Origin of the sequence: Paenibacillus sp. FSL W7-1279, from assembly GCF_037969845.1 — a bacterium.
Taxonomy (GTDB): Bacteria; Bacillota; Bacilli; order Paenibacillales; family Paenibacillaceae; genus Paenibacillus_AQ.
On the sequence record NZ_CP150215.1, the window covers coordinates 3065057 to 3091669 of the forward strand.

Below are 26613 nucleotides of genomic sequence, written 5' to 3' on the forward strand. Positions count from 1 at the left end.
TAGGATGGTTGGGGGATGTGATTGTTTGGAGCGTTGGAAAGGGATGTTGTATCTGTTGGGCGCATTTTCACTTGCGGGCACTTCGGTTATTACCGGTTGGTTTTTGAACGAAAGATTAGGGGTTTTCACCATTACCGCAGTCAGCTTGTTCTTTGCGCTTCTGTGTTTGCTGCCGCTGTGCCTGAGGAACCTGATGAAGACGGTCCGTCGTTTATCGATAAGAGAGTGGAGGATTCTATTCTTCCAGGCGTTATTTGGAATGTTTCTGTTTCGGATGTTTTTACTGTACGGCCTACAACATACAAGTTCTGCTGAAGCCGGAATCTTAACGGGTGCCACGCCTGCCTTTACCGTTATTCTGGCCGGCATGCTGCTGAAAGAATCGATGAACCGCACCAAGCTAGTAGGTGTTCTAAGTACGGTGGGAGGCGTTATCGTGATCCAGGGGTTATTTTCATCGGATGTTTCATTTTCCCTTCATCATATATGGGGTAACGCGCTAGTCCTCTGCGCAGCAGCGAGTGAATCTTACTTTAACATCCTGTCTCGGATCAGTTCAGTCAAGCAAAACAAGACATACGATGAGAATATTCATCCTATAGTCCAAACGACATTGGTCTCTGCACTTGCCCTCATGCTCTGCCTGGTTCCTTCATGGTTTGAGAACCCCGCAGCTTCACTATCAGCGATCGGGCTAAAGGAGTGGTTGGCTCTGGTATGGTATGGACCTATTGTAACGGCGCTGGCTTTTATTTGTTGGTATGCCGGCATCAAGCGGTGCCAGGCTTCAACGGCCGCAGCTTTTTCGGGGATGATGCCATTCACCGCTTTAATGCTCTCGGTCATCCTATTAAAGGAATCGGCCGGCTGGGAGCAGTGGTGCGGGGGACTCCTGGTCATTATAGGTATGATTCTGATTGGGAGAAATCAAGCACAAACCGGTAAATTGTCCATGCAGCCTGTCTCTGACCATGGAATGATATCTGGAGTTCGAAATGAACGCATGGATCCAGACGGAGGGAAACGTAGAACAGATAAAATTGGGTAATAAATGATAAGAGGGATAACATTAAGGATAAGGAGAGTGATCCGAATGGAGAAATTACTAGTTAAGCTTCTGGTGCATGGTGTTATGATTACGGCAATCCTAGTCGGTCTATCGAATGCTACGTTTGCATCAGCGGTTATTGCTGCTTTGGGTATCGGGATTGTTGCTTATCTGGTGGGTGATCTTTTAATTTTGCCGAGGACGAATAACATGATGGCTACCATTGGAGATGCGGGACTGGTATTCGTCATGCTGTGGATTATCAGCGAATCGGCGAACTGGACCTTGACCTTACCGGAGATCTTGCTGATTACGGTGTTAGCCGGTATCTTTGAATATTTCTACCACATGTGGCTCCTTCGGGACCACGAGCCTGTTCAAAAACAACGGGCTTGAGTTTCGGCAAGGCCAATCTGTGATTAACAAATTTTAAACAAAGAAAAAACACGCTGACCTCATCGGAGATCAGCGTGTTTTTGTGCTTTGGGCTATTTTTCTTCAGGTCTCTTGATTTGAAGAGGAGGAGGAATGAGCCAGCCTTTTTCCTTATTCATCTGGAGGATCCGCACACCCAGCGCCGTCTTGGTGAGATGATATTTAGCGAATAAGGCTCCAATATCCTCCCGGATGGACATCCCCATGGTTTTACTGCATGATACGAGTCCGAGTGATGTATCAGCAGCGATTTTGGCTGCAATTTCAGGATCTGTGAATCTTGCACCTACTGGAATATCCTCAAGTTTGGCCGGGGGTCTTTCGGGAAGTCCCGGTGCAGGGGCGATTCCGTTATCTGTAAGCAGTTCATCACATTCTTTAATCTCAAGTTTTGCTTGATCCAGCAGATCTTTTAGCATTTTTTTGAGATCTTTATCGCCTGCGTGACTCATATAAGCCTCGTAGCAGGAAACCATGCCTTTTGCCATCATGGACGTTTCCCATACACTGAAGATTTCACCATAATGCATAGGCTCATTTTTAGGATTGCCGCTTAGAATTCCCAAGTTGTTCTCTCCTTTTGTGTTTAATACAAACAGAGTCATTATGTGCAGGAGAGTATCTTTTAATTCTTTCGAAGTAGGTACAGGCATTTTTCGAGGAAATCATTGTCTGAAGGTGCGGATGCATGGGAAATGGGACATTAGCGCAAACTGGATTCGTGACAATATTGAGGAAGCGGGAGGACGTTACATGTATTTTTACAAAGAGGATCTGATCAATCTGATCGTTCCGGATAAACCCGATCCAGCAGCTGCAAAAGTGCTGCAGGAAACGTTAGGCGGCCGATTCGGCGAAATGCGGACGTTGATGCAGTTCTTTTTCCAAAGCAATAATTTCAGAGGGAACGCAACTCAATACCGTGACTTGATCCGTGGCGTTTTCTTGGAGGAGATAAGCCATGTCGAGTTGGTTCAACATACAATAAACCAGCTGCTGACAGGCGCGGGCGCAGAAGGCGCAGGTAATGCCGGAACGGACGGTGCTCCGCTGAATGAAGCGATTAAGCATGCGAATCCGCATCACTTCATTATGGGGGCCCAAAGTTCTTTGCCTGTTGATGCCGCAGGAAACCCATGGCAGGGTAATTACGTGTACGATCACGGAAATTTGGTTAGTAATTTACTTGATAATGTCGTGCTCGAATCAACGGGAGTGCTCCAAAAAACGCGAATCTATGAGATGAGCACAAACAAAACCTTCCGTGAAACGTTGGCTTTCCTGATTGTACGGGATAACGCGCATCAAAATGCGTTTGCCAAAGCGCTGGAGACGCTGGGCGTTGAATGGGGTAAAATATTCCCCGTTCCGAATTATGACATCCATAAATATCCGGAGTGTCAAAAATACGTAGATATGGGCTTCCATAACGCACAATTCAACTTCAGGCTGGATGATACACGAATCGGTGAAATCTTTAGCGGTCAAACCCCAAGCAGAAATGGCGGGGAACTGCAAGTGGTTCAACCTCCGGAGGGGTTCCCGTTACCTGTGATGCCTGAGCTGGCCAACGAGCATGCACCTGGGTTATACGATTTAAATCAGTAATTCATCTGTTTGGATATGCAGGCTATTGAACCAAAAGAGGCAGTCATCGGACTGCTTTTTTTGTTTGTTTTTATTTATTTATCTTTTGAATTTAGAGATAAGTATAGTAAGATAGAACACAATCCGAAAGATCGGGATATCTTTAAGATCATATAGAGTGACAAGGACGGGGGAGGATGGCTTTTGAAAAAAGTGCTTTTGCTGTTGGCGGATGGATTTGAAGCTGTGGAAGCGAGTGTATTTACGGATGTACTGGGGTGGAACAACCTGGAGGGAGACGGGACAACCCAGGTCGTGACCGCGGGACTGCATGACAGATTGAAATGCACGTGGAATTTTACCGTCATTCCCGAGGTCACGCTGGACTCGGTGAAGGTGGAGGATTACGATGCTCTGGCGATTCCTGGCGGGTTCGAGGAAGCGGGCTTTTATAACGATGGATACGACTCCAGGTTCTCCAAGATCATTCGGGAATTTCATGAGCAGGGCAAGTGGATTGCCACAATCTGCGTTGCAGCTCTTACGCTTGGCAAAGCCGGCGTGCTGGAGGGACGAAAAGCCACGACGTATGATCACCCGACCAGCATCCGAAAATCGCAGCTGCGGGAATTCGGTGCCCATGTCGTGGATGAGCAGATCGTTGTGGATGGAAACCTGATCACCTCATGCAACCCGGCAACGGCTTTTGAAGTGGCATTCACTTTACTGGAAAAGCTGACATCCTTGGAAAATACAATGCATGTGAAAGAGCTTATGGGATTTACAAAGAAATCATGATTAGAGACGAAATGGATTTTAAGCAGTAAGCCTGTCGGAAGAAGACAGAGCTTATTGCTTTTTTTTTTGTGATGACGACGTACCGCGGTTTATATAAAAAATAATTATAATCATACAGCCTATATGTAAGCGTTGGTTGAGGATGATACCCTTGAGTGCAAGGAGGGATATGATTTGAGTTTATTTCCTGTCACCTACTCGCTTCTATCCAAGCAAGCGGTAGGGTTACATATCCAACATCATTATGAGATCGGTAGCGTTGTGAAAATTCAGTATTTTCTGCGGGGCATGAACGATACGTACGAAGTAGAAACGGATGTTGATAAATATATATTTCGTATCTACAGAGCTGATCGAAGAAGCCGGTCTGATATCGAGTTTGAATTGGAATTTCTGCAGTTTCTCGGTGCGAAAGGGATCAGCGTGTCAGAGCCGATTCCGGGAAAAGACGGCGAATACCTTAGAGGGTTTAACGTCATGGAGGGAACTCGGTACGGGGTCCTATTTCAATATGCGGAAGGGCACGAAAGGCCGATTCACGCCATTGCGGACAGTTACCGATTCGGCGAATCCGTTGGCCATATGCATAAGGTGGCGGATCATTTTGAATGTGTTCATGCAAGGGAACAGCTGAATATGGAGTTTCTTATTGATCGACCTTTATCCATCATCAGACCCTATATGGAGCATCGGTTGATGGATTACAACTACCTAGGTGAATGGGCAGCGGAACTAAAGAAACGAATCTCGGAACTCGAGATTAGAGGTTTAGATTGGGGCGTATGCCACGGAGATCTGCATGGCAACACGAATGCCGCATTTGCGAAGGGTAGAGAGCTGACCCATTACGATTTTGATTTATGCGGTTACGGCTGGAGAGCTTACGATCTTGCCGAGTTTAGACTGGCCAGGGAGATACATAGCGGGCATGACCCGAAGGAAGTGGAAGGATTATGGGACGCCTTTTTGAGAGGATATGGCAGTGTCAGATCCCTCGGCGAAAATGATCTAGCCGCTGTCCCTGTTTTTGTTGCCATTCGGCAGCTTTGGCTCTTTGGATTATGTTTTCAAGATTCGGAGTTTGCAGGCATTGCCGACTATGATGAAGGTTTTATAGATAGCAAAATGCAGTATTTCAAGAGTTTGGGTTATGTCTAGAACGGAGGAGAGCATATGAAAGTTACCGTGGAGTTAACCGATTCTTCCACCAAATTTATCATTAATAATATATATCCGCTGTATTTGCATGATTTATCGGGGATATGGGGATGGAAGCCGAATCGATATGGCATCTATGAGGATGATGACACAAGAACCTTGAATGACCAGAATCAAGTTTTTGATGTATGGTGGGAGAAGCCTTCGATTTTGTTTCCATACCTGATCCGAGTGGATGGCATCCCGGCTGGATTTGCTCTGGTAGCAACCCCGCCATACACATATGGCAGTGATTATTATATGAATGAGTATTTTGTTATGAAACCTTTCCGTGGTAAACATGTTGCAGAAGCCGCGGCGGTGCAAGTCTTCGACAAGCATCCCGGCAGCTGGGAGATCCAAACGAACGCCACCGATAGCAATAAGCGGGCGCAGGCATTCTGGAGGAAGACACTGCAAATCTATGTGCCGCAATCATGCGTAAAAGAATTTGTTGCGACGAGGGACGATAATGAGAAGCTGATCTTTCAGTTTAACTCAACGCCGGCATAGCCGTTTAAGCCGATATTTAAAAATGGATGATGCCCAGGTCCCCGATCCTATGATCGAGAATCTGGGTTTTAATATGGGAAATGTTGTTTAAGCTGCATGGATGATAGACTCACTTTTATTGTGGTTATCCTTTACGGTGCGACTGGATTAAAGTATTCTGACCCGCAGCAAGGAGCCATGTGTCTTGATCCTTGACCATCACATAGATTGCCAAGCTACCTTGCCCGTCTTCAATGAGTTCCCCCTTCGATGTAGCCGGATACTGTCGTATATGCGCGATGGCCACATCCTGGCGTAAGAATACAAGTTTCTCAACGAAATACTTTGCGTATGAATGAAGAAGCGGCCCTTTTAAAACAACTTTATGTGCGTTATTTATTTGCTCCCAGCCTGAGAGCATCTCCCCCATCACATTGACCCAGGTGGAGTCTTGGGTAAAGTGACGATCCAAGGCATCGGCATCATGTTGATTAAATGCCGATTCCATATCGGCAATCGTTTGTCTAATGAAGCGACCTTCCTGCTCCTCTAATACCTTGTGATTTTCCTGGATGTTGGACATTGCGAATAACCTCCTTTTATTTTTACTGCATTATGGGCCGATACCTCTTCGGCCTTAACCATTGATTTCTGTGATTTCATCTTAGATGATAAGATATATAATTAAAAATATATTTTATGGCAGGAGCATATGCCTTCAGGTATATAAGCGAGAAGGGGATCATCCAGACGTTCGAAGACCTCGTTACTGATACAAGAAAAGATCGACATTACATCAAAACAATTCATACTTGGGGTATGGGTTGTTTTTTTATTTATGTTACAGGTGTCCCTTTTTTGGCAGAAGAGGTGTTATACAAACGTAAATAAGATTTACGCGGAGGTGCGTCTTCGAATTGGATTCGTTAGAGGAGTGCGTGAGGCGCGTTAAGGCCGGTGAGGTGGATTGTTTCGAGCCTATCGTCGATACGTACAAAAAACAGATCTACATATATTGCTGCCGGATGCTCGGCTGCAAGTTGGACGCGCAGGATGCCGTCCAGGATATCTTCATCAAGGCGTTCACCAAGCTTCATACCTATCAAGCGAAGGTATCATTCACATCATGGTTATACAAGATTGCCTATCATCATTGTCTTAATCTGCTTCGCAAGAGACAAGTTCGTATGCGGGTGAACCGACTCATCAAACCGGCAGGTTATGCTGATAGCGTGGAGCAGATGCTGGAGCGCAGGTGGTTCAGCGAACCGCTGGAATATGCCATGACCAAGCTTTCGGTTGAAGAGCGAAATCTGCTCGTGCTGCGGGTGTTCGAAGATAAGCCATTCACGGAGATTGCGCAGATTCTGGATAAGAATCTCAGTGCAGTGAAGAAAAAGTATGCTCGGATGAAACAGAAAGTCATCAAGCTGATTCAGGAGAAGGAGGGGACGGAGTTATGCGAGATTCGGGACAGCCGGAGCAAGATCGAATTCTGAGAGGCATGGAACTGCACTCCGTGGAAGAAGAGGTGGACGTGACCCCCGCCATCATGCACAGGGTGCGTCAAATTCACCAGAAGAAACAAGGAAGAAATGCCGGAAATCGTAAGAAAACCTTGATTATTGCGATGCTTACTGCGATTTTGATTCTTTCGTCTATTAGCGTTTATGCAAGCCAATACCTGATTCAGATCAAGAACAAGGAAGGCAAAGTCATTCTGTCTACCATAAAGCCATGGAAATACTCCGAGTCGGAATATAATTCCAAACGTAAAAAAGAGACGGAAGAAGAGCTGAGCAAGAGGTTAAAGCCCGGAGAACAGGCTGTATATTATATCAAGGATCAGCATCTGACTTCATCTACCAAAAAATATCCACTGAACTATTTTTATATGGCGACAAAGCATCCGAATTATCAAGAACTCGCAAAAGAAATTGAGGAGAAGGATGCGCCCCTACTTCGGAAACCTGATTATGTACCCGAAGGGTATCGATTTGATTTTGGACGGATTCAAATTAGAAACGAACCCGTGTGGGGAACACCGGGGTACGAAAGTCTTCTAAATGAACTTAAAGAGCAGGCGGAGAAGTCGGATGAAGAACAGGGACTGTACTATAAAATTGTTCCTTGGTTCAAGATTGCCTCTACAGGAATGGAATATCGTAAAGGCGATAATCGGATCAGGATTTTAGCTTTTGCACGAGAGAAGGGCCCAAAAGCTGGAGTGCTCACAAATCAAGCCGTAAAACTGACGGTAAATGGGAAAGAAATGATTTTTTCTGCCGATCAGACAAATGAAACGCGCAGCTTGACTTGGTTAAGCGACAGTGAAGAGGTGCTATATATAATTACGGATGATCCAAAGGATCCGCTATCCAAGGATGAGTTTGCGAAGATTGCAGCCGGTCTTGTTTCGGAATAAACGCTTTTCCATTATTTTTTACAAAATGTCCCTTTTGTTGTCGGCAAGGTGTTATATGAGATGAAATTCAACACTATTTTAAAAGGCCTTACCGCCGAAAGGAGCACGAATTTTACCATGATGAAAAACAAGATGAAGGTCGCTTTATTTCTCGCAGCAACGATGATGATCGGTTCCGCGAATGGTTATGCAGCAAGCACTGCAAGCATGTCTGTTCCGCAGACGAAGGCAGCGGCTTCTACTGCTATACCGGAGAAGACATCCGTTTCGTATGATGATCGTATCAAGGAGCTCAGTAACAAACTTAAAGCAGGGCAGATGGTTGCGTATTATGTTGCGGACCAGGAATATAACCGGTTAGATGAAATTTACTTTACGTCTATAGGCTTTGTTCATACCAAGTATGCGGACTATGTGGCGAAGGCTAAGGCATTGAACGCTCCTACGCTTACCAAGCCTGCTGACTTGCCGAAGAGTTATTCATTCCAGAACGCGATTTTATACTTAAAGAGTCCTGAAAGAACGTCTAGCTTGTACAAAGAAATTGAGCAGGAATTAAAAGCGAAGGCAGCAAACGGCGAGAAATTCGTATATTCCGACATCATGAAGTCGAATGAAGCGTCCGCGGCGGTTATGAATTTTGATAAAGGAAACGTAAAGCTTCAAGTCGTTGCGAGCTATATTGTCCCTGAACAGCCAATGGGCGGAACGCCTGTGCCGCAGAAGAAACCGAACGAGAAGAAGGAAACCATCGTCATTAACGGAGTGGAATGTGTCTACACAGCCGACTCCAAGGGAAGGGATCACCTGGATTGGGTGGATGAAGAGCAGCAGATCCGGTACAGCATTTGGGCGGAGAGCGCCAAATCGGATGTGCTGAACTATGCCAAGAAAATGATTGCGAAATAAGTTATTCTTAAGAGTCCATATTCATATTGACTCAACGCCAGTCTGTTTTTATTTTATTTCTTTATAGTCTAAGCTCTTTGAAATATCGAGCATAGGATGTTGTGTTCGGAAAAGTAAAGGAGGTTAGAACAATGGGTGAAGTTGGTGGATATGGCGGAGGATATGGTTCCGTTGGAGCAGTACTGGTACTCTTCATTCTCTTGGTCATCATCGTTTCTGCATTCGGATTTGGATTTGGAGTTTAATAGGTATTAAATGAAACCCGCACCGCTTGCCCGGTGCGGGTTTCTTCTGTATTAATGAGAAACCTGTCTGACGATTGGCGAGGTCCAACCATCATGTGGGACAGGCTCTAAAAGCAGGGACAACCATTTGTCGTATAACTCCCACGGTTTACCCGAATCCAGCAGTGCCTTGCAAGTATAGATCCCTTCCTCAACGGATCTGACCTTATCCGCCAACTGTAAACGTACAGCTCCATTCAGCAGAACCTGGTACATAAAAGCGATGTCCGCTTTGCCCTGCAGAACCTGTTCTGTAACATCAGCCTGTTCGGCGGGTGTCCAGCTTATGTCCGGAACGGGCGTATCAAGTCCGTAAGTTTCCGGATCGATGATATGGAGGCTGGCTTCACCGTTCTCAACCCGGTAAGTCCGCGTGGGCCGGTGAATGAACAGTTCATCGGAGCCTTCACTTCCCTGAATGATGATCGCTTTCCGATAACCGAGTTTTAGGATCAGTCGGCTTAAACGGTCAAAGACCGTGTTATGGTATACGCCGAAAGTTAGGAAAGGGGAATGGGCGTAATCCACAAACTTTTCGGCCGTATTGAGCACGGTCCGCATACCGAGCTCCTCCCGGATCGGGCGAAGATTCTTAAGCGGGGGACACCATTCCTCAGCATGTACATATAATACGCCAGATTGATGGGCTGCACGGATGCATGATTCTTTTGCCAGTAACGATCCGGATATCCCCTTCTCCGCGAGTATATCTGATAATGTGATCCCCCACTTCGGGGGCAGTGATGCGGTTCCATGCAGAGTGACAGGCAGATCAGCAGCAGCCAGTACAAACGCGGTGGCTAACGTAGAGAAAAAAGAGGACTTTCTGCCATCATAAGGTCCTGCACAGTCTACACCCTCATGTACAAACGAACGGTCCGCATATTCACGGCAAACCTGCACAAATGCCTCCAATTCTTCCACGCTTTCCATTTTGATGCGTTCCGCAATGAAAAAGGCTCCGATCTGAGCAGGGGTTGCCTGCAATCCGAGAATCGATTCTGCAGCCTGCAGCGCTTCCTCGTAAGTTAGGTCACGTGCGCCCCGCTTGCCGCGGCCGACTTCTTTTAGTAAGTGGATCATGATTTTTTTGCACCTCCTGAACCGGTCTCCTGCAGCAATTGATACAACTTGACGATCGAGGTTGCGACATCCACCATTCTTTTTCTTTCATTCATCGCCTGTTTGCGCAGGACATCGTATGCTTCGGATTCCGAAATGTTTTTCATCTTGCATAGAATGCCTTTGGCCATATCAATCCATTTACGCTCTTCAATGCGAGCAAGGAGCTGCGTTCTTTCGTTATGCCACTGCTCTCGTTCGTAAAAATGCTTGGAGCTAAAATGCAGCGTCCAATGCAGCTCATGCTCCTTCATGGCGGGGAATAAAAGTCCATCAATGATAACATCATCCTCACATGCTTCGAGAGATTGCGAAGCGGCATGATCGCTGCACCACCACAGAACCGGAACGCGCTTTTGTTGTTCAAGGGTATTGGACCACGATTTGATTGCGGCAACCGGGAGGTGGAGAACCGTTCCGTCTGCTTCCATGATTCCAGCCAGCGCTTGCTTCTCACTTCGGGCAAGGAGGACCTTGTATCCATAAGAACGAAGGATAAACTCCGGAAGAAGCGCCCTGGCATCTGTGTCACTTCGCTCTGAAGCAGGGACCGGATGGTGGATAACCAGCAATGAACGCATGGATTGACGCTCCTTTCATAAATGATATCCGTCAGAAATATGCTGTCAGTAAAAATAGATATTATGTTAAATTATATAACATATATCACAGGAGGATGTCGATATTTAATTAATTTTCTTCTTTTCATGTCAAATATGTTGACAGTTGGCACGTGGGTATTGTATATTTCCCTCAAGAACTTTAAATTTCGGATACAATGGTGTATCCCATTAGCGGCAAAGAAGCCTGCTTTCGTTCCGGTAAGAGTGTGCCTACTCTACTGGAGCGAATGCAGGCTATTTTGGTTTCTGTAAGGCTTCTGATGAATCAACAAGTATATTCAAAGGTGTTAGACGGAGGGGAGCGCAAACCATGACAAAAAAGAAGTTAGTAATGATCGGGAATGGTATGGCAGGGGTACGGGCAATCGAGCATTTGATTAAGCTTACGCCTGAGGCGTATGAAATCACGATATTCGGATCTGAACCGCATCCGAATTACAACCGGATTATGCTGTCTTCCGTTCTTGCAGGCGGAGCCGACATGCAGGAAATTATAATCAACGATTGGGATTGGTACAAAGAGAATAACATCCATCTATATACCGGCCACACCGTAACCCGGATCGATACCAAGAACCGTAAAGTGTACTCCGATCAAGGAGCTGCGGCCGAGTATGATTCATTGATCATCGCAACCGGTTCGAATCCGTTTATGCTTCCTCTGCCTGGCGCAGACAAGGAGGGAGTTATCGCCTTTCGGGATATTAAGGATTGCGAGATTATGGTGGAGACTTCCAAAAAATATAAGAAAGCCGTGGTCATCGGCGGAGGATTGCTTGGTCTTGAAGCAGCAAGAGGGCTGCTCCATCTCGGGATGGATGTTTCGGTGGTTCATCTTAGTCCCTATATCATGGAACGGCAATTAGATGAGACCGCTGCGAAAATGCTGCAGCTGGAATTGGAAGCCCAAGGCATGAAGTTCCTGCTTAATAAAAATTCAGAGGCCATTGTGGGCCGAAAGCGGGTCAAGGAGCTCCGCTTCACGGATGGGACGCGCGTTGAAACGGATCTGGTTGTCATGGCTGTCGGGATCAAGCCCAACGTCATGCTGGCACAATCCGCGGGAATTGAAGTCAACCGGGGTATTATCGTGAACGACTATATGGAGACGAGCATCCCGGGGATCTACGCGGTCGGTGAATGCGCCGAGCATCGTGGGATTGCGTATGGGCTTGTCGCTCCGCTCTACGAGCAGGGAGCCGTGCTCGCCAAGCATCTGGCAGGTGTGGAGACAAGTGGTTATGGCGGGTCCGTACTATCTACTAAATTGAAGATCTCCGGTGTAGATGTATTCTCGGCAGGTCATTTTGCAGACCCGGAAGGATCCAGGTCGATGCGGTACCAGGACGAAGTTGAAGGTGTATATAAAAAAATTGTCATTCGCGATGACCAGCTCATCGGAGCTGTTATGTTCGGCGATACGGGAGACGGGCCAAAGCTGTTCTCGCTCATGAAAAGCGGCGAATCCATCAAGGGCCGGGAGAAGGAGCTTCTGTTAGGCTTTACGGGTAACGCCGGTGCAGTATCGGCGGAACAGCGACTGGCTCAGCTAGCGGATGATGAGATCATTTGCGGTTGTAACGGTGTGTCGAAAGAAACGATAAAAGATGCCATTCTCACGAAAAATTGCAACACCGCTGCTTCCGTTAAAGCTTGTACAAAAGCATCGGGATCCTGCGGCGGCTGCAAACCTCTTGTTGAGGGACTGGTTCAGTTATACGCCGGAGATGCAGCAGGGGAACCCGTAAAAGAAGGGATATGCGGGTGTACTTCGCTAGGAAGGGATGAAATTATCGCAGAAATTACCCGTCTTGGACTTGGAACCGTCAAAGAAGTGATGAATGTGCTGGGATGGGAGAATCCGGAGGGATGTTCTAAATGCCGGCCATCGTTGAACTACTATCTGGGCATGCTGTTTCCGGAAACCTACGTCGATGAGAAGGAATCCCGCTTCACGAACGAGCGTTATCATGCCAATATTCAGAAGGATGGCACGTATTCCGTCGTTCCCAGAATATATGGCGGGGTGACGTCGCCTTCGGAGCTAAAGAAAATCGCGGAGATTGCGGAAAAATTCGATGTGCCGATGGTTAAGATTACTGGCGGACAGCGGATCGACCTGCTTGGCGTCAAGAAGGAGGATCTGCCGAAGATGTGGGAGGAGCTCGATATGCCTTCCGGGTATGCTTACGGTAAAGCGCTCCGTACGGTAAAAACTTGCGTGGGGTCCACGTTTTGCCGATTCGGCACCCAGGATTCCATAGGCATGGGCGTACGCTTGGAGAAAGAGTTTGAGCGGCTGAGCACCCCAGCCAAAGTGAAACTTGCGGTTTCCGGATGTCCTAGAAATTGCGCAGAAGCGACCATCAAGGATTTTGGAGTCGTAGCGATTGATGGTGGATGGGAACTGCACGTCGGCGGCAATGGAGGCGTTCATGTTCGGGCTACGGAGTTATTGTGCATCGTGAAGACGGAAGATGAGGTGCTCGAATGGGCCGGGGCATTTATCCAATACTATCGGGAAAACGCGCAGTGGAATGAGCGTACATCGGTTTGGATCGAGCGAGTAGGCCTGGATCATGTGAAAAAAGCATTAGAGAAGAAGGAGGACCGCGTCGCGCTCTTCTCGAGAATAAAGCTGGCTTTAAGCAAGCAGCAGGATCCATGGAAGGAAATTACGTCGGACAGCGGACTTCGTAAAAACTTCGTGCCTTTGCCTGATGCTGAACCAGTGACGAAATAGGGGGAATCCAATGATGACGAAACTTCATGTAGGATATGTAAACGAAATTGATCATAAGGGCTCAAGGACCATTGAGGTCGGCGGAACGGAAATCGCGCTGTTCCGTTTATCGGATGGAGATATTCTGGCTGTGGAGAACAAGTGCCCGCATAAAGGAGGAAAGCTTTCGGAGGGCATGGTGTGCGGGAAGCAGGTGCACTGTCCGCTGCATGATTGGAAGATCGATCTATGCAGCGGGCGGGTTCAAGAGCCGGATACGGGTCATGTTAACACCTACCAGGTTGAAGTTGATCCGGTAAGCGGCGCGATTTACCTGCAGGATCTTACGGCTTGACGCGAACCAGTTACCGAATTGCTGTAATTTCAGAGGCATTTCAATAGGTGAGTGATTGATTCATTAGAGGGGGTGCACGAGATGGATTATGTAAAACCGAATCAGGTAATGGATGACTTGATCGAGGCCGGAGCCGCGAAAGCCCGGCTGAAGACTTCGCAGATGCTCATCCGCGGCATGTTATCGGGCGCCATCCTGGCGTGCGCCACCACGCTAGCTTTTACCGCTTCGGACCAAACGAATATCCCGATGGTAGGCGCGCTCCTGTTTCCGGTTGGCTTTGTGATGATTGTACTGCTGGGCTTAGAGCTGGTAACTGGAAGCTTTGCACTCTTGCCATTAGCCGTCCTGCAAAAGAAGGCTTCAGGTGCCTCTATGCTTGCAAATTACGGATGGGTCATTCTCGGACATGTGATAGGCTGTCTGATTTATGGGGGGCTCTATACACTTACCGCGACCAGGATGGGGACGGATATGAGTCATCCGCTTGTTCAGATGATCATCGACACCAGTGAAGCAAAGACACTCGGTTATAAGGCACTGGGCGTGAGCGGCATGCTGCTGGTGGTGATCAAAGCTATGCTCTGCAACTGGATGGTGACGCTAGGCGTTGTCATGGCGTTTACGTCAAGTTCAACGATAGGGAAAATCGTTGCGATGTGGCTGCCCATCCTGGTCTTTTTCGGTCAAGGCTTCGAGCATGCCGTGGTAAATATGTTTGTGATACCGGCGGGCATGATGCTCGGGGCGGATGTCAGCTTGGCCGATTGGTGGCTCTGGAACCAAATTCCCGTATTAATAGGTAATTTTATTGGCGGAGCGGTATTTACCGGGGCGATGTTGTACTTATCCCATTTCGGATTCGGAAACCGCAGCGAGGTTAACCCGATTGGGAAGGTCCATCATGGACTCAGAGTTATGGAGGCGACAGCGGTTCCGGTCGATAAAAGACGATGAGGGCGGGCATGGTGTATATTGTTGGCGCAGGTCCGGGAGATCCGGAGCTGATCACGCTGAAAGCCCTTCGGCGTATTCAGGAAGCGGACGTCATTATGTACGATCGACTGGTGAACGATGAGCTGTTGAATTATGCGAAGAAGGATGCTTTGCTCGTATACTGCGGTAAGGCACCCGGCAGCCATTCCGTTCCGCAGGAGAGGATTAACGAGAACATGATAGACTATGCCCTTGCAGGTCATGATGTCGTCCGGCTCAAGGGAGGTGATCCGCTGATCTTCGGACGAGGCGGCGAAGAGGCGTGCGAATTGGCTGCACGAGGCATTCCCTTTGAGATCGTGCCCGGCATTACCTCGGCTTTGGGCGCAGCCTCCTCCACTAGGATACCTCTGACCCACCGTGGAGCCAGCACTTCGGTAGCTTTTGTCAGCGGAACGAGCTGCCATGGAAATGAGCGGGGCGTCAGGTGGGACTTGCTGACTCACAGTGTGGATACGCTAGTGGTATACATGGGCGTTAGCAGAATGAACGATATCTGCAAGGAGATGCTCGCTCATGGCAAGCCGTCGTCGACTCCCGTAGCTATCGTTGAACAAGGGACTCGGGCAGAGGAGCGAACCATAACGGGAACGCTCGGAACCATCCACAAGATCGCTCTTCTTATGAACGTGAAGAATCCGGCGCTTCTGATCATTGGCGAAGTTGTGCGAGTGAGGGATCAGCTCCTGAAACTGGCTTCGGAGGCGGAGGAACGAACAGGATAAACGAAACGCAAATACGCTGACAATATGAGTGAACCCTTATCCACATGGGGTTCACTTTTTTTGATGTGAAACAGGTTTGCAGCACAGGGAAGGCATACACTATATGAAAGCGGAAAGTGTTATACGCCGTGGGATTCGAGGGGGAGGCGTTCACGGATACCTCGCATTGGAGGGAACGTTTCTGGGAGGCTGCCTGTTCATGGGGAGACAGACGGGGCGGAGCATTGCGAAGCCCCGATAATACGTTCTTGTTTCGGTTACCGCACGGCAGATTGCACGTTGGTTGGCAGATTCTATATGGACAGACAAATGAAATTTTCCTCTTATCGTAGGAAGGTTTATGGTATTCTGTTTGGTAGCACATGAAAGGAGAATGTCCATGTCCCATGATCAGGATATTGCTGAAACCAACACGAAGCGGCAATCCCATATTCAATCTTACATCGATTCGCCCGACTTGCAGAACAAGCTGTATAAGAAGACCCTCATCGTTGTGATCCTCTCGCAAATATTCGGTGGGGCTGGTCTGGCCGCAGGATTGACGGTCGGTGCGCTTCTGGCACAGGATATGCTCAAGACGGACAGCTTTGCAGGAATCCCTGCTGCTCTTATAACGGTCGGTTCTGCACTGGGTGCCTGGTATATTGGACGGCTTACCCAGCGATATGGAAGAGGGCCGGGTTTGGCTGCCGGATTCCTGGCGGGTGGAATTGCCGCGATCGGAGTCATATTGGCTGCCGTTTATGACAATATTTATCTGTTATTCGCTTCGTTGTTGATATACGGTGCAGGTACCGCAACGAATATGCAGGCTCGTTATGCAGGTACGGATTTGGCTAAACCTTCCCAGCGTGCAGGAGCGGTCAGCATGGCGATGGTTTCCACCACCTTCGGTGCCGTTGCGGGTCCGAATCTGGTGGAGGTTATGGGGAACGTTGCCGAATCCTTCGGGATTCCTGCCTTGGCCGGACCGTTTATTTTGGCGGCGGTGGCTTTTATTCTGGCAGGACTGATCCTGCTATTATTCCTGCGCCCGGATCCTTATGCGATAGCCCAAGCAATTGAGGAAGTTAAAATGAAAATTTCCGGTGATTCTTCTGCCGGCACGGTGAACGGATCACAACGAAACAAACGGGGGATCATGGTTGGAGCCTGCGTGATGATATTGACTCAGGTGATCATGGTCTCAATCATGACCATGACGCCTGTCCATATGAAACATCACGGACATGATCTAGGAGCGGTAGGTTTGGTGATTGGCATTCATATCGGAGCGATGTACCTGCCCTCGTTAATCACAGGTTTTCTTGTGGATAAAATCGGCCGCATCAGCATGTCCATCGCTTCGGGCGTCGTGCTCTTGAGCTCCGGGATTCTAGCTGCTGCGGCTCCCGCCGAATCCATGGCGCTGATCATAACGGCGCTGGCTCTGCTGGGGCTGGGCTGGAACCTTGGATTTATCAGCGGAACGGCGCTCATCATCGATGCAACCCATCCATCCGCCCGCGCCAGAACGCAGGGAACAGTGGATGTCTTGATTGCTTTGGCGGGAGCATCGGGCGGCGCTTTATCCGGTATGGTGGTTGCCAATACCAGTTACGGTACGCTTTCCATTGCTGGAGGTTTACTGTCACTGGTGATGATCCCTATTTGTCTAAGCGCGGTGAACAAGCGCAAACCATCATCATCTTCAAAAAACGCGGCAATATAATGAAAACAGCCTCCTATCATAGACGATAGGAGGCTGTTTTGAAGTGGCCTTAAGGAAGGATGTTGCCCGCCGCACGGTAAATGGCATACCATTCTTCGCGGGTGAGCGTTACATCGCCGGCTTTAATACAGTCATGCAAGCGACTGATATTCATCGTCCCGATGATCGGCTGCATGTGTGCAGGGTGACGTAGAAGCCATGCGATGGCAATCGTGGTGTTGGTTACATTGTATTTTTCCGCAATCTCATCGATCTTCTCATTAAGCTCAGGGAACTTGTCGCTTCCAAGGAATACGCCTTCAAAGAACCCGTATTGGAAAGGAGACCAAGGCTGAATCGTAATATCGTGAAGTCGGCAGAAATCGAGTACGCTGCCATCGCGGTTAACCGCGGCGTCATTCTCCATATTGACGTTGATCCCGCTTTGAATCATGGTGGTGTTCGTGATGCTAAGCTGCAGCTGGTTGGCCACGAGCGGCTGCTTCACTGCTTTTTTCAGCAGCTGGATCTGCATCGGATTCTGGTTGGATACGCCGAAATGACGCACTTTACCGGAGCTTTCGAGTTTATCGAATGCCTCAGCCACCTCTTCTGGCTCAACCAGCGCATCCGGACGGTGCAGAAGGAGTACATCGAGATACTCGGTTTTGAGTCTTTTTAGGATCCCATCAACGGAATTCAAGATATGCTCTTTGGAAAAATCGAACATGCCCTGGCGAATCCCGCATTTGGATTGCAGAATGATCTTCTCGCGGACTTGTGCATTCATATGTATCGCGTCTGCGAAAATTTCCTCGCAAGCTCCGCCGCCGTATATGTCGGCATGGTCGAAGAAGTTAGCGCCTTCTTCCAGTGCGGATAACACGAAACGCTCAGCTTCCGCTTTTTCCAGCGAATTTATACGCATGCAACCCACGGCTACAACAGGTACTTCCAGTGAACTGCTTCCAAGCTTCATCGTTTTCATGATTACGGTCCTCCAATTCAAAAATAGGTTGATTGTGCGACCACCTCGCTGTAGTTGCAGGGGCAGCTGAGAACTTGTAAGCGAAACTACATAGATGCATAGGTCCATGCTGACAGTCTCTAGTTTATTGTGACATGCAGATGGCAAGGTGTACAAGCTTAAATTTGCGAAGAGAGCTTGGGATCATTGAGCGAGGGAAAGGTTTGTGAAAATTTGATAGAGAGGATATATACCATGTCGATATAAAAGCTGCGGCAGCCGGGTCAGGCGTATTGAATCACTTGCCACCTGACTACCGCATAACCTTGCCGTTTTAATGCAGCGGTTTGACTTTCCGAATGACGATACGGCTGTGAGGAAGGGACGGCATATCGTGAAAGCTGAAGCTTACGTCCTGCACAGGCACTTCATAACTCATCTTGTTTGCGAGAAAGTCGAGACTTTCCTTCATGATCTCAAGCGTAATCCACTCCCCGGCACAGCGGTGTCCCGTATGATGGTCTCCGCCTCCTTGAGGGATAAAGCTAAAGGGGCTGCCGTTCCAATCGTCGAAACGATCCGGCTTGAACAGCTCCGGCTGATCCCACAGACCGGGATGATGATTCGTTCCGTATAAATCGAGGATCGTGAGCACGCCTTTGTCAAATGCATATCCGTTCCAGGTGAAATCCTTCCGTGCACGCGCAGGCGCAAAGGGGAAGAAGGGATAGAATCGCCGGACTTCCTGGACAAATTTCTTGAGTTGCTTCTCGTCAGACGTCATCAATTTGTCACGCTCTTCGGGCTGCTGAATGACAGCTAAGGCAGTAAAGCACACGTAAATGGCGACCGCTACGATGGGGCGAAGAATGTTCAGAATCTCTACCGCTGCGGTTTTCTTGTCCAGGAGCTCGCCCCTAAGATCGCGATGCCAGGATATTGTATGCAGGGTGCTGCCCTGTTGCGGTTCTATTGCTCCACTGCGTACCTCAACTACGAGATCCTGTATCCATTTTTCCGCTTTAGCCCGGGCATTTCTTCCTTTCCTGTGCTTGATACCAAAGGCTGCCGTAGCCTCAATCATGTCAGCTAGCCAGCCCGTTTTCTCTTTCACTTCCGCTTCGGGAAGCGGCACAGCCGCCCATTCACAGGCCACTCGGCACAGAATTTCCTGAGCCTCTTTATAGATCTCGACTTTATCCCTGGACTCCCATCGACACACGGCAAGCTCCCAATGTTTATGGGTGATTTCCCTCATGCAGCCAAGAGCTTCTCTGGACATCAAGGACATAAACATCGCTTTGCGATGATGATGCTCTTCGTCATCCAGCGTCTGGACTCCGTCTTCACCGAACAGGGTCTTGAGCACGCGTTTCGGGGCTGCACCGCTACGAACAAACTTCTCCTGATCGTAAAATAGTCTGGCCGCTTCTTCTCCGCGCATGCAGATGGCGCGTTCCCCCAATAGACGCGTCTCGAAGAGATCAGATTGAAAGCCGATCGTTCTGTTGGTAATGAACAAATAACCTTCGCGCAGCACATTTAAGCTGTGATCGAGCCCCTCTTCCTTGGGCATCGGTTTGATATTTTCCATAGTGATTGCCTCCTGATTGTTCAAGATTAGAGATGAAAACGTGCTTCCAACACAATACTTCTTAAATACCCGTTCTCATCCGATCTGAACAAATCAAGCTTTTACCACAATGTCAAAAGACAACACGCCAGTACCTGATCGCCAAACGACCGGATATCCTCCAGATAGTCGTAGCGGGGCGGGTTCGTTAAGGTGCTTGTATTTATTTGGTGACTGCGGATGTTAACCCTTTATTCGGCGTGGCCTGCATGCTTGATTACACCTCGTTTACTGGATATGTATGAATGACTCGAGCTCTCCGTTTCTATGGGAAGGCTCGAGTCACCATTCTTCAGCTTCGGTATATTAAATAGAGATGCTGGGTCTAACCTTTGCTTACGAAATTCTTAGCGTTGTCTACTTTCAGCTTTTTTACATGTTGAGTTAATAGATTCTTGTCACTTACGATCCAGGTGTGATTCTTGGAGTTCCGTCTTCGGTTCGCTATGAAATGGTAGGGACTACCAGAGTATATTTTAAAGTTACGAGTTATACAATCAGCACAAAATTTGACGCACTCGCTCCGATTTTGGTTCGGAAACGATACTTGATCGAATACGTGCCGTTTAACCAAAATGGTCGCCCCTTGAACAAGGGGGGCCCATCGATTGGCCATGTTGGGGTAACGGTACAGAAGATCCTTTTGACCGGCAAGCTGCATGAAGTGAGCCCTTTTTCCTACAATATCAGCACGAGTCTTGATCATGAGATCGACGCTATCCTTCAGATAATCGCGAGCGTAATAATCATCGTCGTCAAATTTGGCAATGATGCTGTGTTTAGCGACCTTTACACCAAAATTGAGGCAGCTGCCGAGCGATAATTCAGCAGGCTTCCTATATATTCTCACGTTACGATATGGCTTGGCTGCCTGTTGAACTTCCGATAGTTTCAGGCTGCCATGATTTAATATGATGATTAACTCTTTGTGCCTGTAATTCTGTCTGACGTAATTTTCTAGCAGATTGTGCAGGCATTCCGGTCTTTTGGTACAGGTGATGATCGAAACAGCAGGCTGTGAGGGAGAAAATGACGTTCTCGTCAAGTTCGGTCGCCTCCGGATTTCCTCTGAACGAATGTTTTGTAGTCTTTTACATTCGGAACTTTAGGGTGCTTGTCGGTAAGTTCTTTATCGCTGATCACCCAGGTATGGCTTGATGAATTCTTCCTTCGTACTGCTGCAAAATTATACTTATCACCGGAATAGATCCTGTAGCCCTTACGCTTGCTTCTCATGCAAAAAAGATCGTCTTCACCGACGTTTCGATTCGGAAATCGCACTTGGTTAAGGACGTTCTTTTTAAACATGAGCGTAGCACCCGGCAGTTGGGTAACGGGGCGATTTTCATCGTTAGGAAAACGTAGAATTAGAGTTTTGGAGCCTTTTAAATACATATAATGTGCGAGTTTTCCTATAATATCAGCATTCGATCTTCTTAATGACTTCAGGCAGTCCGACAAGTAATGAGGGGCGTAATAGTCGTCGTCATCGAATTTGGCAATGATGCCGTATCTCGTTTTGCTAACGGCGTAATTTAGACACGCACCTAGAGTGACATGTTCGGGCATGCGATAAATTTGTATGTTTCGATGCTTATTGGCCAGCTGTTGGTAAGGAGAGAGTGCGATTGAACTATCGTTGATAACGATAATAAGCTCTTTTTTTGGGTGAGATTGTCTGGTGAAATTATGGAACAGGTTTTTAATATAATTGGGGCGATTGGTGCAGGTAATAACGGATACGCCTTGTGCTTTAGATGAATGGTTAAAGCTTGCTGCCATTACATCACTCTCCTTATCTATGAAGATAATTCCTATATCACATTAGAATATGTAAACTATAAATAGTGGTAACGGCATTACTGCATGGTCAACTCAAAAAAATTAATAATAGGAGGGCATCGAGATGAAAGAGGGATGGGAACGCACAGTGCCGCCGATGCAACTAGACATCACACAAATTCATGACATGATTACACCCGTATTTCCCCGTAAAAAAGTAGTAGCCGCTGAACGGATCGGTACCGGACTTAGCAATACCAACTACAAAATTCGTCTGGAAGGCAGTGCAGAACCTTACGTGCTGCGTTTGTTCAGGAAAGGCCTGGAGATTGCGGAAAAAGAACTGGCTATCATTCAAAGGGTTCGTCAAACCGGTCCTTCAGTCAAACATACAGTCATTTATTGTCAGAGATTGAAGAGACGCCCGTGCTTGTTCACTCGGACTATAATGGCTTAAATATATTAATGCAGCATGGTCCAGAAGGATGTGCGGTTTCCGCAGTGCTTGATTGGGAGGAGGCTTTTTCATGGAACAGATACGTAGATATAGCCAATATGCTTAACGATACGAACCCGACGGATCTGTATTTGAAAAGAGCTTCGTTCGAGCATATCGTGAGGAAGGAGCGGTTCTGAATGATCATTGGAGAATCCTATCCAAGCTTGAAGATCTTGTTGCCTTGTGCGATATGTTAACTCATTCCAACTTAGCTACGCCCACTCGAATGCGTGATCTTCAGCGTTTGGTTGCAGAAACCGTTCAGGTTACGAATGGCTGAGCTTTATTTGATTCGTATATCAAAATAACAAATCGAGTTGCAATATGGACTTTGTTTGTCTATAATAGATATCACAAATCTATAATAATATTTGTCCGTGGCAATCTTCCTTGAGCATGGTGAATTTTCCAGAGGTCAGGATTTCTTATTTTATTATTATGGACATTAAAGATCCAGAAGGGTGATGGTATAGATGACGGAGCAATTGCACGATGTCCTTATTGTTGGCGGAGGTCCGGCAGGCTTGAATGCTGCGCTGGTATTGGGAAGAGCGAGAAAAGATGTGGTGTTGATTGACGAAGGGAAGCCGCGAAATAAGGTTACCCGTGAGACTCATGGTTTTCTTACCCGAGACGGTGTCAGCCCATCGGAATTTCGCCGTATTGCAAGGGAACAGATTAGCGCGTATCCTTCTGTCCGTTTCGTAGAGGGTACGGCTGCCGCCGTTGCAGGCGTGGACGGTGATTTTCGGATCACAACGGGAGAAGGGACGATCTACCGCAGTAAAAAGCTGCTTTTTGCCGTTGGCAAGAAAGATAGCCCCTTGGATATTAACGGTTTGGCGGACGTATATGGCAAGAGTGCTTTCGTCTGTCCATATTGCGATGGATGGGAACTGCGGGATCAGCCGCTTGTTGTCATTGCCAAGGGGGCGGGGGCCGTGCACTTTGCCAAAGTCATTGCAGGTTGGAGTGATCGTTATACGATTTGTACGAACGGACCGGATGAACTGACGGATGAACAGCGCCAAGAGTTGAAGGAGCATGAAATCCCCGTATTCAGCTCCCCGATTCATCGCATTGAATCGAACGAGGGTATGGTCCGGGAAGTCGTGCTGGAGGATGGAGAGATCATTCCTTGCACGGGCATCTTTTTCGCGCCTAAACTGGTCTCCGGCTCAGTATTGCCGGCCGCCATCGGATGTGATATCAATGAAGCCGGAAGCGTGGTCATTGACGCCTTCGGTAAAACGAGCGTGCCTGGCGTCTACAGTGCCGGTGATGCAGCCACGGAAATGTATCAGGCCATAGCCGCCGCTTCGATGGGAGCCATGTCAGCGGCTGCCATCAATGGTGAGCTGCTTAACGAACGTTGGAATCGGTAAAGCATGAATATGCGAAAAAGCAAGCTTGGTTATGAACCAAGCTTGCTTTTTTATGCCCTTAGGGGATTTTTTGAGTATAAATGATTCTTACACTCCGCGGTCGTGACGTTTTGGGTATGATGGAATCATCAAGTAAAAGAAAGGGTGTTTGGGATGAGAAAAACGATGGACTACACCATGAATCAAGTTTGGAGGGATAAGAACATCTAACCCTCCGACATTATGGAGGAGATTGATTTGAATTCACGAACCAAGAAATTTTTGTCCTATTATAAACCGTATCTGGGATTATTATTTGCAGACTTGGCATGCGCTTTTGTTGTCTCGGTTATTACGCTAATGCTTCCTCTGTGTATACGGTATATCACCATCAACGTGTTGGAAGGGAATTCCCCGAATCCACTGAACCAAATCTATGCGGTTGGTGCAATCATGCTGGCCATGGTCCTCATCCACACCTTCTGCGACATGTTCATCTCCTATAAAGGACATATGATGGGGGCTTATATGGAGAGTGACATGAGACGGGAGCTGTTTGACCATCTTCAGAAGCTGTCGTTTGGTTTCTACGATGAGAACAAAACAGGGCAGCTCATGACACGCACTACCAATGACATTCTGTCGTTAACCGAGTTGTATCACCATGGACCCGAAGATATTGTCATTTCCGTTCTGAAGTTCCTGGGTGCATTCATTATCTTAATGTATATTGACGTGAAGCTGACCCTGATCGTGTTTCTCTTTCTGCCGGTCATGGCCGTGTTTGCTTTTTATTTTAATAAGAAGATGAATGTGGCGCTGCGTGTTAGCAAGGACCGAATCGGGGATATCAACGCGCAGGTGGAGGATTCTCTATCGGGTATCCGCGTGGTGAAGTCGTTTACGAACGAACACGTAGAGAGGAAAAAGTTCGCCTACGCTAACGGGCGATTCGTTGACAGCAGAAGGGAAGGGTATAAGAGTGAAACCTACTTTCACGAAGGGTTGGTTGGGTTTACCCAGCTCATTACCATAACGGTCATTGTGTTTGGCGGAGCCGCCATCGTGGATGCCTCGCTGGAACTGGCGGATTTGCTGACTTTTTTCTTGTGTATTGGCATTCTGATCGAACCGATCCAGAGACTCGTTAATTTCGCCAGACTGTACCAGGAGGGTATCACGGGATTCGACCGGTTCATGGAGATTCTGGAGGTAGAGCCGGATATTGAGGATTCCGTTGATGCTGCGGTGATCACGCAGGTTCAGGGGAATATCACATTTCAGAACGTCAGCTTCAGATATAAAGATAACTACGGATATGTGCTGAAACAGGTATCGCTGGACATCAAGCCTGGCGAGTATGTGGCATTGGTAGGTCCCTCCGGCGTTGGCAAGACGACGTTGTGCTCGTTGATTCCGCGTTTCTATGAAGTAAGTGAAGGACGCATCATGCTGGATGGACGCGATATCCGGGATATCACGCAGCACTCGTTAAGAAGACATATTGGGATTGTTCAGCAGGATGTATATTTGTTTGCGGGAACCGTCTTCGATAACATCCGGTATGGCAAAATGGAGGCCAGCGAGGAGGAAATCATCGAAGCTGCGAAAAGAGCGAATGCCCATGATTTCATCATGGCACTGCCGGAAGGTTACGATACGGATATCGGGCAGCGCGGCGTCAAGCTGTCCGGAGGACAGAAGCAGCGGCTCAGCATTGCACGTGTGTTCCTGAAGGATCCGCCGATCCTTATATTTGATGAAGCGACCAGCTCCCTGGATAATGAAAGCGAGAGAGCCGTCCAGGAATCGCTGGAGCGGTTGAGCAATAATCGCACAACGCTTGTCATCGCGCATCGCCTGACTACGGTACGGAATGCGCAGCGAATCGTCGTGTTATCCGAGGATGGAATTGAGGAACAGGGCACGCATGATGATTTAATTGCCCGTCAAGGCGCGTATGCGAATTTATACAATATGCAATTAACCATATAAGAGGAAAGGCGATTTGCGAACGGTTTATGCACCGTCAGCAAATCGCCTTTTCCTATTGTTGGATCAATCTATTGATTGCGTTTGTTACGTTGTCCTGTTCCAATCGAAAATCGGAATTTAACCTTGAAGCGTTTTTCCAGGCTGCTGGTCTTCCACTTCCTTGATTGCATTGTCCTCGTCTTGGACTTTCCCCTTCGAAGAACTAAACCATCCGATAACGGCAATCAGCACAAGAACAATATAGAAGGATGCCTTCCAAATCGAGCTCTCAGGGAAGTGATGGTCGATGAGGGCAACATCGGGATGCGCAAGGGTAATGACGGCAAGTTTGACCCCTACCCAACCGACAATGAGGAATGCCGCCACTTCAAGCCCAGGGCGCTGCTGCAGCAGCTTCACGAAGTAGGATGCCGCAAAACGCATGATGATCAGACCAATGAATCCTCCCAGGAAGATGACGATGAATTGACCACCATCCAGGCCGCCGATGTTCGCCAGACCGCTTGGAGGCAGCGCCACAGCCAGTGCTACGGCTGCAAGTATCGAGTCTACCGCAAACGCGATGTCTGCAACTTCGACTTTGAAGACGGTCATCCAGAAGCCGGATTGCTTCTTGGGTTTGTCCGGTAGAGGCTTGGCGTCTTCCGTCGGTTTCTTGCCCTTGATCACATGTTTCAATGTGTGATTGATCGAAATGTAGAGAAGATAGAGTGCGCCAATGGCTTGCACCTGCCATACGTCAACCAGAAACGAGATTAAGAACAGCGATCCGATGCGGAATACAAACGCTCCGAGCAATCCGTAAAATAAAGCTTTTTTACGCTGCTCCTCAGGTAAATGCTTTACCATAATGGCAAGGACCAGCGCATTATCTGCTGCGAGCAACCCTTCCAGTGCGATGAGCACCAACAGTACCCACCCATACTCCAATAAAAGCTCCATACCCATTCCTCCTAGTTGTTTAA

28 protein-coding genes are annotated in these 26613 nt (G+C 47.9%); 19 read left to right on the forward strand and 9 right to left on the reverse strand.

Going from position 1 to position 26613, the window contains the following annotated elements:
* The first annotated feature begins 25 nt into the window (after positions 1-25).
* Together MKY82_RS13685 and MKY82_RS13690 are read left to right on the forward strand one after the other, a co-directional pair.
* Positions 26-1048, forward strand: coding sequence for a DMT family transporter (locus tag MKY82_RS13685; protein ID WP_339296305.1), 1023 nt, complete (start codon positions 26-28; stop codon positions 1046-1048).
* A gap of 45 nt (positions 1049-1093) precedes the next feature.
* Positions 1094-1444, forward strand: coding sequence for a DUF2512 family protein (locus MKY82_RS13690; RefSeq protein ID WP_194542268.1), 351 nt, complete (start codon positions 1094-1096; stop codon positions 1442-1444).
* Between the two features lie 92 nt (positions 1445-1536).
* Here MKY82_RS13690 and MKY82_RS13695 read toward each other — a convergent pair whose 3' ends face one another.
* Positions 1537-2049 (reverse strand): DUF3231 family protein, encoded by a 513-nt coding sequence (locus tag MKY82_RS13695; protein ID WP_071224207.1) that lies wholly within the window; start codon positions 2047-2049, stop codon positions 1537-1539.
* Between the two features lie 187 nt (positions 2050-2236).
* Here MKY82_RS13695 and MKY82_RS13700 point away from each other — a divergent pair, with 187 nt between their 5' ends.
* From MKY82_RS13700 to MKY82_RS13715, 4 genes are all read left to right on the forward strand, one after another.
* Complete coding sequence (locus tag MKY82_RS13700) at positions 2237-3091, forward strand: manganese catalase family protein (RefSeq protein WP_071224205.1); 855 nt, start codon at positions 2237-2239, stop codon at positions 3089-3091.
* 183 nt (positions 3092-3274) lie between these two features.
* Complete coding sequence (locus MKY82_RS13705; RefSeq protein WP_220685586.1) at positions 3275-3868, forward strand: DJ-1/PfpI family protein; 594 nt, start codon at positions 3275-3277, stop codon at positions 3866-3868.
* A gap of 174 nt (positions 3869-4042) precedes the next feature.
* Positions 4043-5026, forward strand: coding sequence for a phosphotransferase (locus MKY82_RS13710; protein ID WP_339296306.1), 984 nt, complete (start codon positions 4043-4045; stop codon positions 5024-5026).
* Positions 5027-5041: 15 nt separating this feature from the next.
* Positions 5042-5578, forward strand: a complete 537-nt coding sequence (locus tag MKY82_RS13715) for a GNAT family N-acetyltransferase (protein WP_339296307.1) — start codon at positions 5042-5044, stop codon at positions 5576-5578.
* A gap of 124 nt (positions 5579-5702) precedes the next feature.
* On the opposite strand, the gene MKY82_RS13720 is transcribed toward MKY82_RS13715, so the two are convergent.
* Positions 5703-6140 carry an SgcJ/EcaC family oxidoreductase gene (locus MKY82_RS13720; protein ID WP_220685583.1) on the reverse strand — a complete coding sequence of 146 codons (438 nt, stop codon included), beginning with the start codon at positions 6138-6140 and terminating at the stop codon, positions 5703-5705.
* 355 nt (positions 6141-6495) lie between these two features.
* On the opposite strand from MKY82_RS13720, the gene MKY82_RS13725 reads away from it, so the two are divergent.
* The 4 genes from MKY82_RS13725 to MKY82_RS13740 all read left to right on the forward strand — a co-directional run bounded on the left by MKY82_RS13725 (position 6496) and on the right by MKY82_RS13740 (position 9136).
* Positions 6496-7056, forward strand: coding sequence for an RNA polymerase sigma factor (locus tag MKY82_RS13725; RefSeq protein ID WP_339296308.1), 561 nt, complete (start codon positions 6496-6498; stop codon positions 7054-7056).
* The gene (locus tag MKY82_RS13730) at positions 7017-7982 is read left to right on the forward strand and encodes a hypothetical protein (protein WP_339296309.1); all 966 of its coding nucleotides are present in this window, start codon (positions 7017-7019) and stop codon (positions 7980-7982) included. Before MKY82_RS13725 ends, MKY82_RS13730 begins: the two co-directional genes overlap by 40 nt.
* Before the next feature lie 117 nt (positions 7983-8099).
* Complete coding sequence (locus tag MKY82_RS13735) at positions 8100-8891, forward strand: hypothetical protein (RefSeq protein WP_339296310.1); 792 nt, start codon at positions 8100-8102, stop codon at positions 8889-8891.
* Between the two features lie 131 nt (positions 8892-9022).
* Positions 9023-9136, forward strand: a complete 114-nt coding sequence (locus MKY82_RS13740; protein ID WP_194542276.1) for a sporulation protein YjcZ — start codon at positions 9023-9025, stop codon at positions 9134-9136.
* Positions 9137-9187: 51 nt separating this feature from the next.
* Here MKY82_RS13740 and MKY82_RS13745 read toward each other — a convergent pair whose 3' ends face one another.
* Positions 9188-10258: an anthranilate phosphoribosyltransferase gene (locus tag MKY82_RS13745; protein ID WP_220685582.1), complete on the reverse strand. Its 1071-nt coding sequence runs from the start codon at positions 10256-10258 to the stop codon at positions 9188-9190.
* Positions 10255-10878, reverse strand: coding sequence for an ANTAR domain-containing protein (locus MKY82_RS13750; RefSeq protein WP_216531281.1), 624 nt, complete (start codon positions 10876-10878; stop codon positions 10255-10257). The genes MKY82_RS13745 and MKY82_RS13750 overlap by 4 nt, the downstream gene beginning before the upstream one ends.
* Before the next feature lie 352 nt (positions 10879-11230).
* On the opposite strand from MKY82_RS13750, the gene nirB reads away from it, so the two are divergent.
* The 5 genes from nirB (at position 11231) to MKY82_RS13775 (ending at position 17429) form a co-directional block, all read left to right on the forward strand.
* The gene (gene nirB, locus MKY82_RS13755; protein WP_339296311.1) at positions 11231-13663 is read left to right on the forward strand and encodes a nitrite reductase large subunit NirB; all 2433 of its coding nucleotides are present in this window, start codon (positions 11231-11233) and stop codon (positions 13661-13663) included.
* A gap of 13 nt (positions 13664-13676) precedes the next feature.
* The gene (gene nirD, locus MKY82_RS13760; RefSeq protein ID WP_220685580.1) at positions 13677-13997 is read left to right on the forward strand and encodes a nitrite reductase small subunit NirD; all 321 of its coding nucleotides are present in this window, start codon (positions 13677-13679) and stop codon (positions 13995-13997) included.
* Positions 13998-14078: 81 nt separating this feature from the next.
* Positions 14079-14954: a formate/nitrite transporter family protein gene (locus MKY82_RS13765; RefSeq protein ID WP_220685579.1), complete on the forward strand. Its 876-nt coding sequence runs from the start codon at positions 14079-14081 to the stop codon at positions 14952-14954.
* An 8-nt stretch (positions 14955-14962) separates the two neighbouring features.
* Positions 14963-15718 (forward strand): uroporphyrinogen-III C-methyltransferase, encoded by a 756-nt coding sequence (gene cobA / locus MKY82_RS13770; protein ID WP_259445324.1) that lies wholly within the window; start codon positions 14963-14965, stop codon positions 15716-15718.
* Between the two features lie 379 nt (positions 15719-16097).
* Entirely contained in the window at positions 16098-17429 is a 1332-nt protein-coding gene (locus tag MKY82_RS13775) for an MFS transporter (RefSeq protein WP_220685577.1), read from the forward strand.
* Positions 17430-17478: 49 nt separating this feature from the next.
* Here MKY82_RS13775 and MKY82_RS13780 read toward each other — a convergent pair whose 3' ends face one another.
* The 4 genes from MKY82_RS13780 to MKY82_RS13795 form a co-directional block, all read right to left on the reverse strand.
* Complete coding sequence (locus MKY82_RS13780; RefSeq protein ID WP_339296313.1) at positions 17479-18396, reverse strand: aldo/keto reductase family oxidoreductase; 918 nt, start codon at positions 18394-18396, stop codon at positions 17479-17481.
* Between the two features lie 313 nt (positions 18397-18709).
* Positions 18710-19969 (reverse strand): cytochrome P450, encoded by a 1260-nt coding sequence (locus MKY82_RS13785; RefSeq protein WP_339296314.1) that lies wholly within the window; start codon positions 19967-19969, stop codon positions 18710-18712.
* A 364-nt stretch (positions 19970-20333) separates the two neighbouring features.
* Positions 20334-21053 (reverse strand): glycosyltransferase, encoded by a 720-nt coding sequence (locus tag MKY82_RS13790; RefSeq protein ID WP_339296315.1) that lies wholly within the window; start codon positions 21051-21053, stop codon positions 20334-20336.
* Complete coding sequence (locus MKY82_RS13795; RefSeq protein WP_220685575.1) at positions 21050-21790, reverse strand: glycosyltransferase; 741 nt, start codon at positions 21788-21790, stop codon at positions 21050-21052. The genes MKY82_RS13790 and MKY82_RS13795 overlap by 4 nt, the downstream gene beginning before the upstream one ends.
* Before the next feature lie 124 nt (positions 21791-21914).
* Here MKY82_RS13795 and MKY82_RS13800 point away from each other — a divergent pair, with 124 nt between their 5' ends.
* The 4 genes from MKY82_RS13800 (at position 21915) to MKY82_RS13815 (ending at position 25648) form a co-directional block, all read left to right on the forward strand.
* Positions 21915-22247, forward strand: coding sequence for a phosphotransferase (locus MKY82_RS13800; protein WP_339296316.1), 333 nt, complete (start codon positions 21915-21917; stop codon positions 22245-22247).
* Positions 22217-22426: a phosphotransferase gene (locus MKY82_RS13805; RefSeq protein ID WP_339296317.1), complete on the forward strand. Its 210-nt coding sequence runs from the start codon at positions 22217-22219 to the stop codon at positions 22424-22426. The genes MKY82_RS13800 and MKY82_RS13805 overlap by 31 nt, the downstream gene beginning before the upstream one ends.
* Before the next feature lie 336 nt (positions 22427-22762).
* Positions 22763-23674 carry an NAD(P)/FAD-dependent oxidoreductase gene (locus tag MKY82_RS13810; protein ID WP_194542287.1) on the forward strand — a complete coding sequence of 304 codons (912 nt, stop codon included), beginning with the start codon at positions 22763-22765 and terminating at the stop codon, positions 23672-23674.
* 237 nt (positions 23675-23911) lie between these two features.
* Complete coding sequence (locus MKY82_RS13815; protein WP_339296318.1) at positions 23912-25648, forward strand: ABC transporter ATP-binding protein; 1737 nt, start codon at positions 23912-23914, stop codon at positions 25646-25648.
* A 117-nt stretch (positions 25649-25765) separates the two neighbouring features.
* Here the strand turns inward: MKY82_RS13815 and MKY82_RS13820 are convergent, their stop codons facing one another.
* Positions 25766-26596, reverse strand: coding sequence for a TerC family protein (locus MKY82_RS13820; protein ID WP_194542289.1), 831 nt, complete (start codon positions 26594-26596; stop codon positions 25766-25768).
* Positions 26597-26613: the final 17 nt, after the last annotated feature.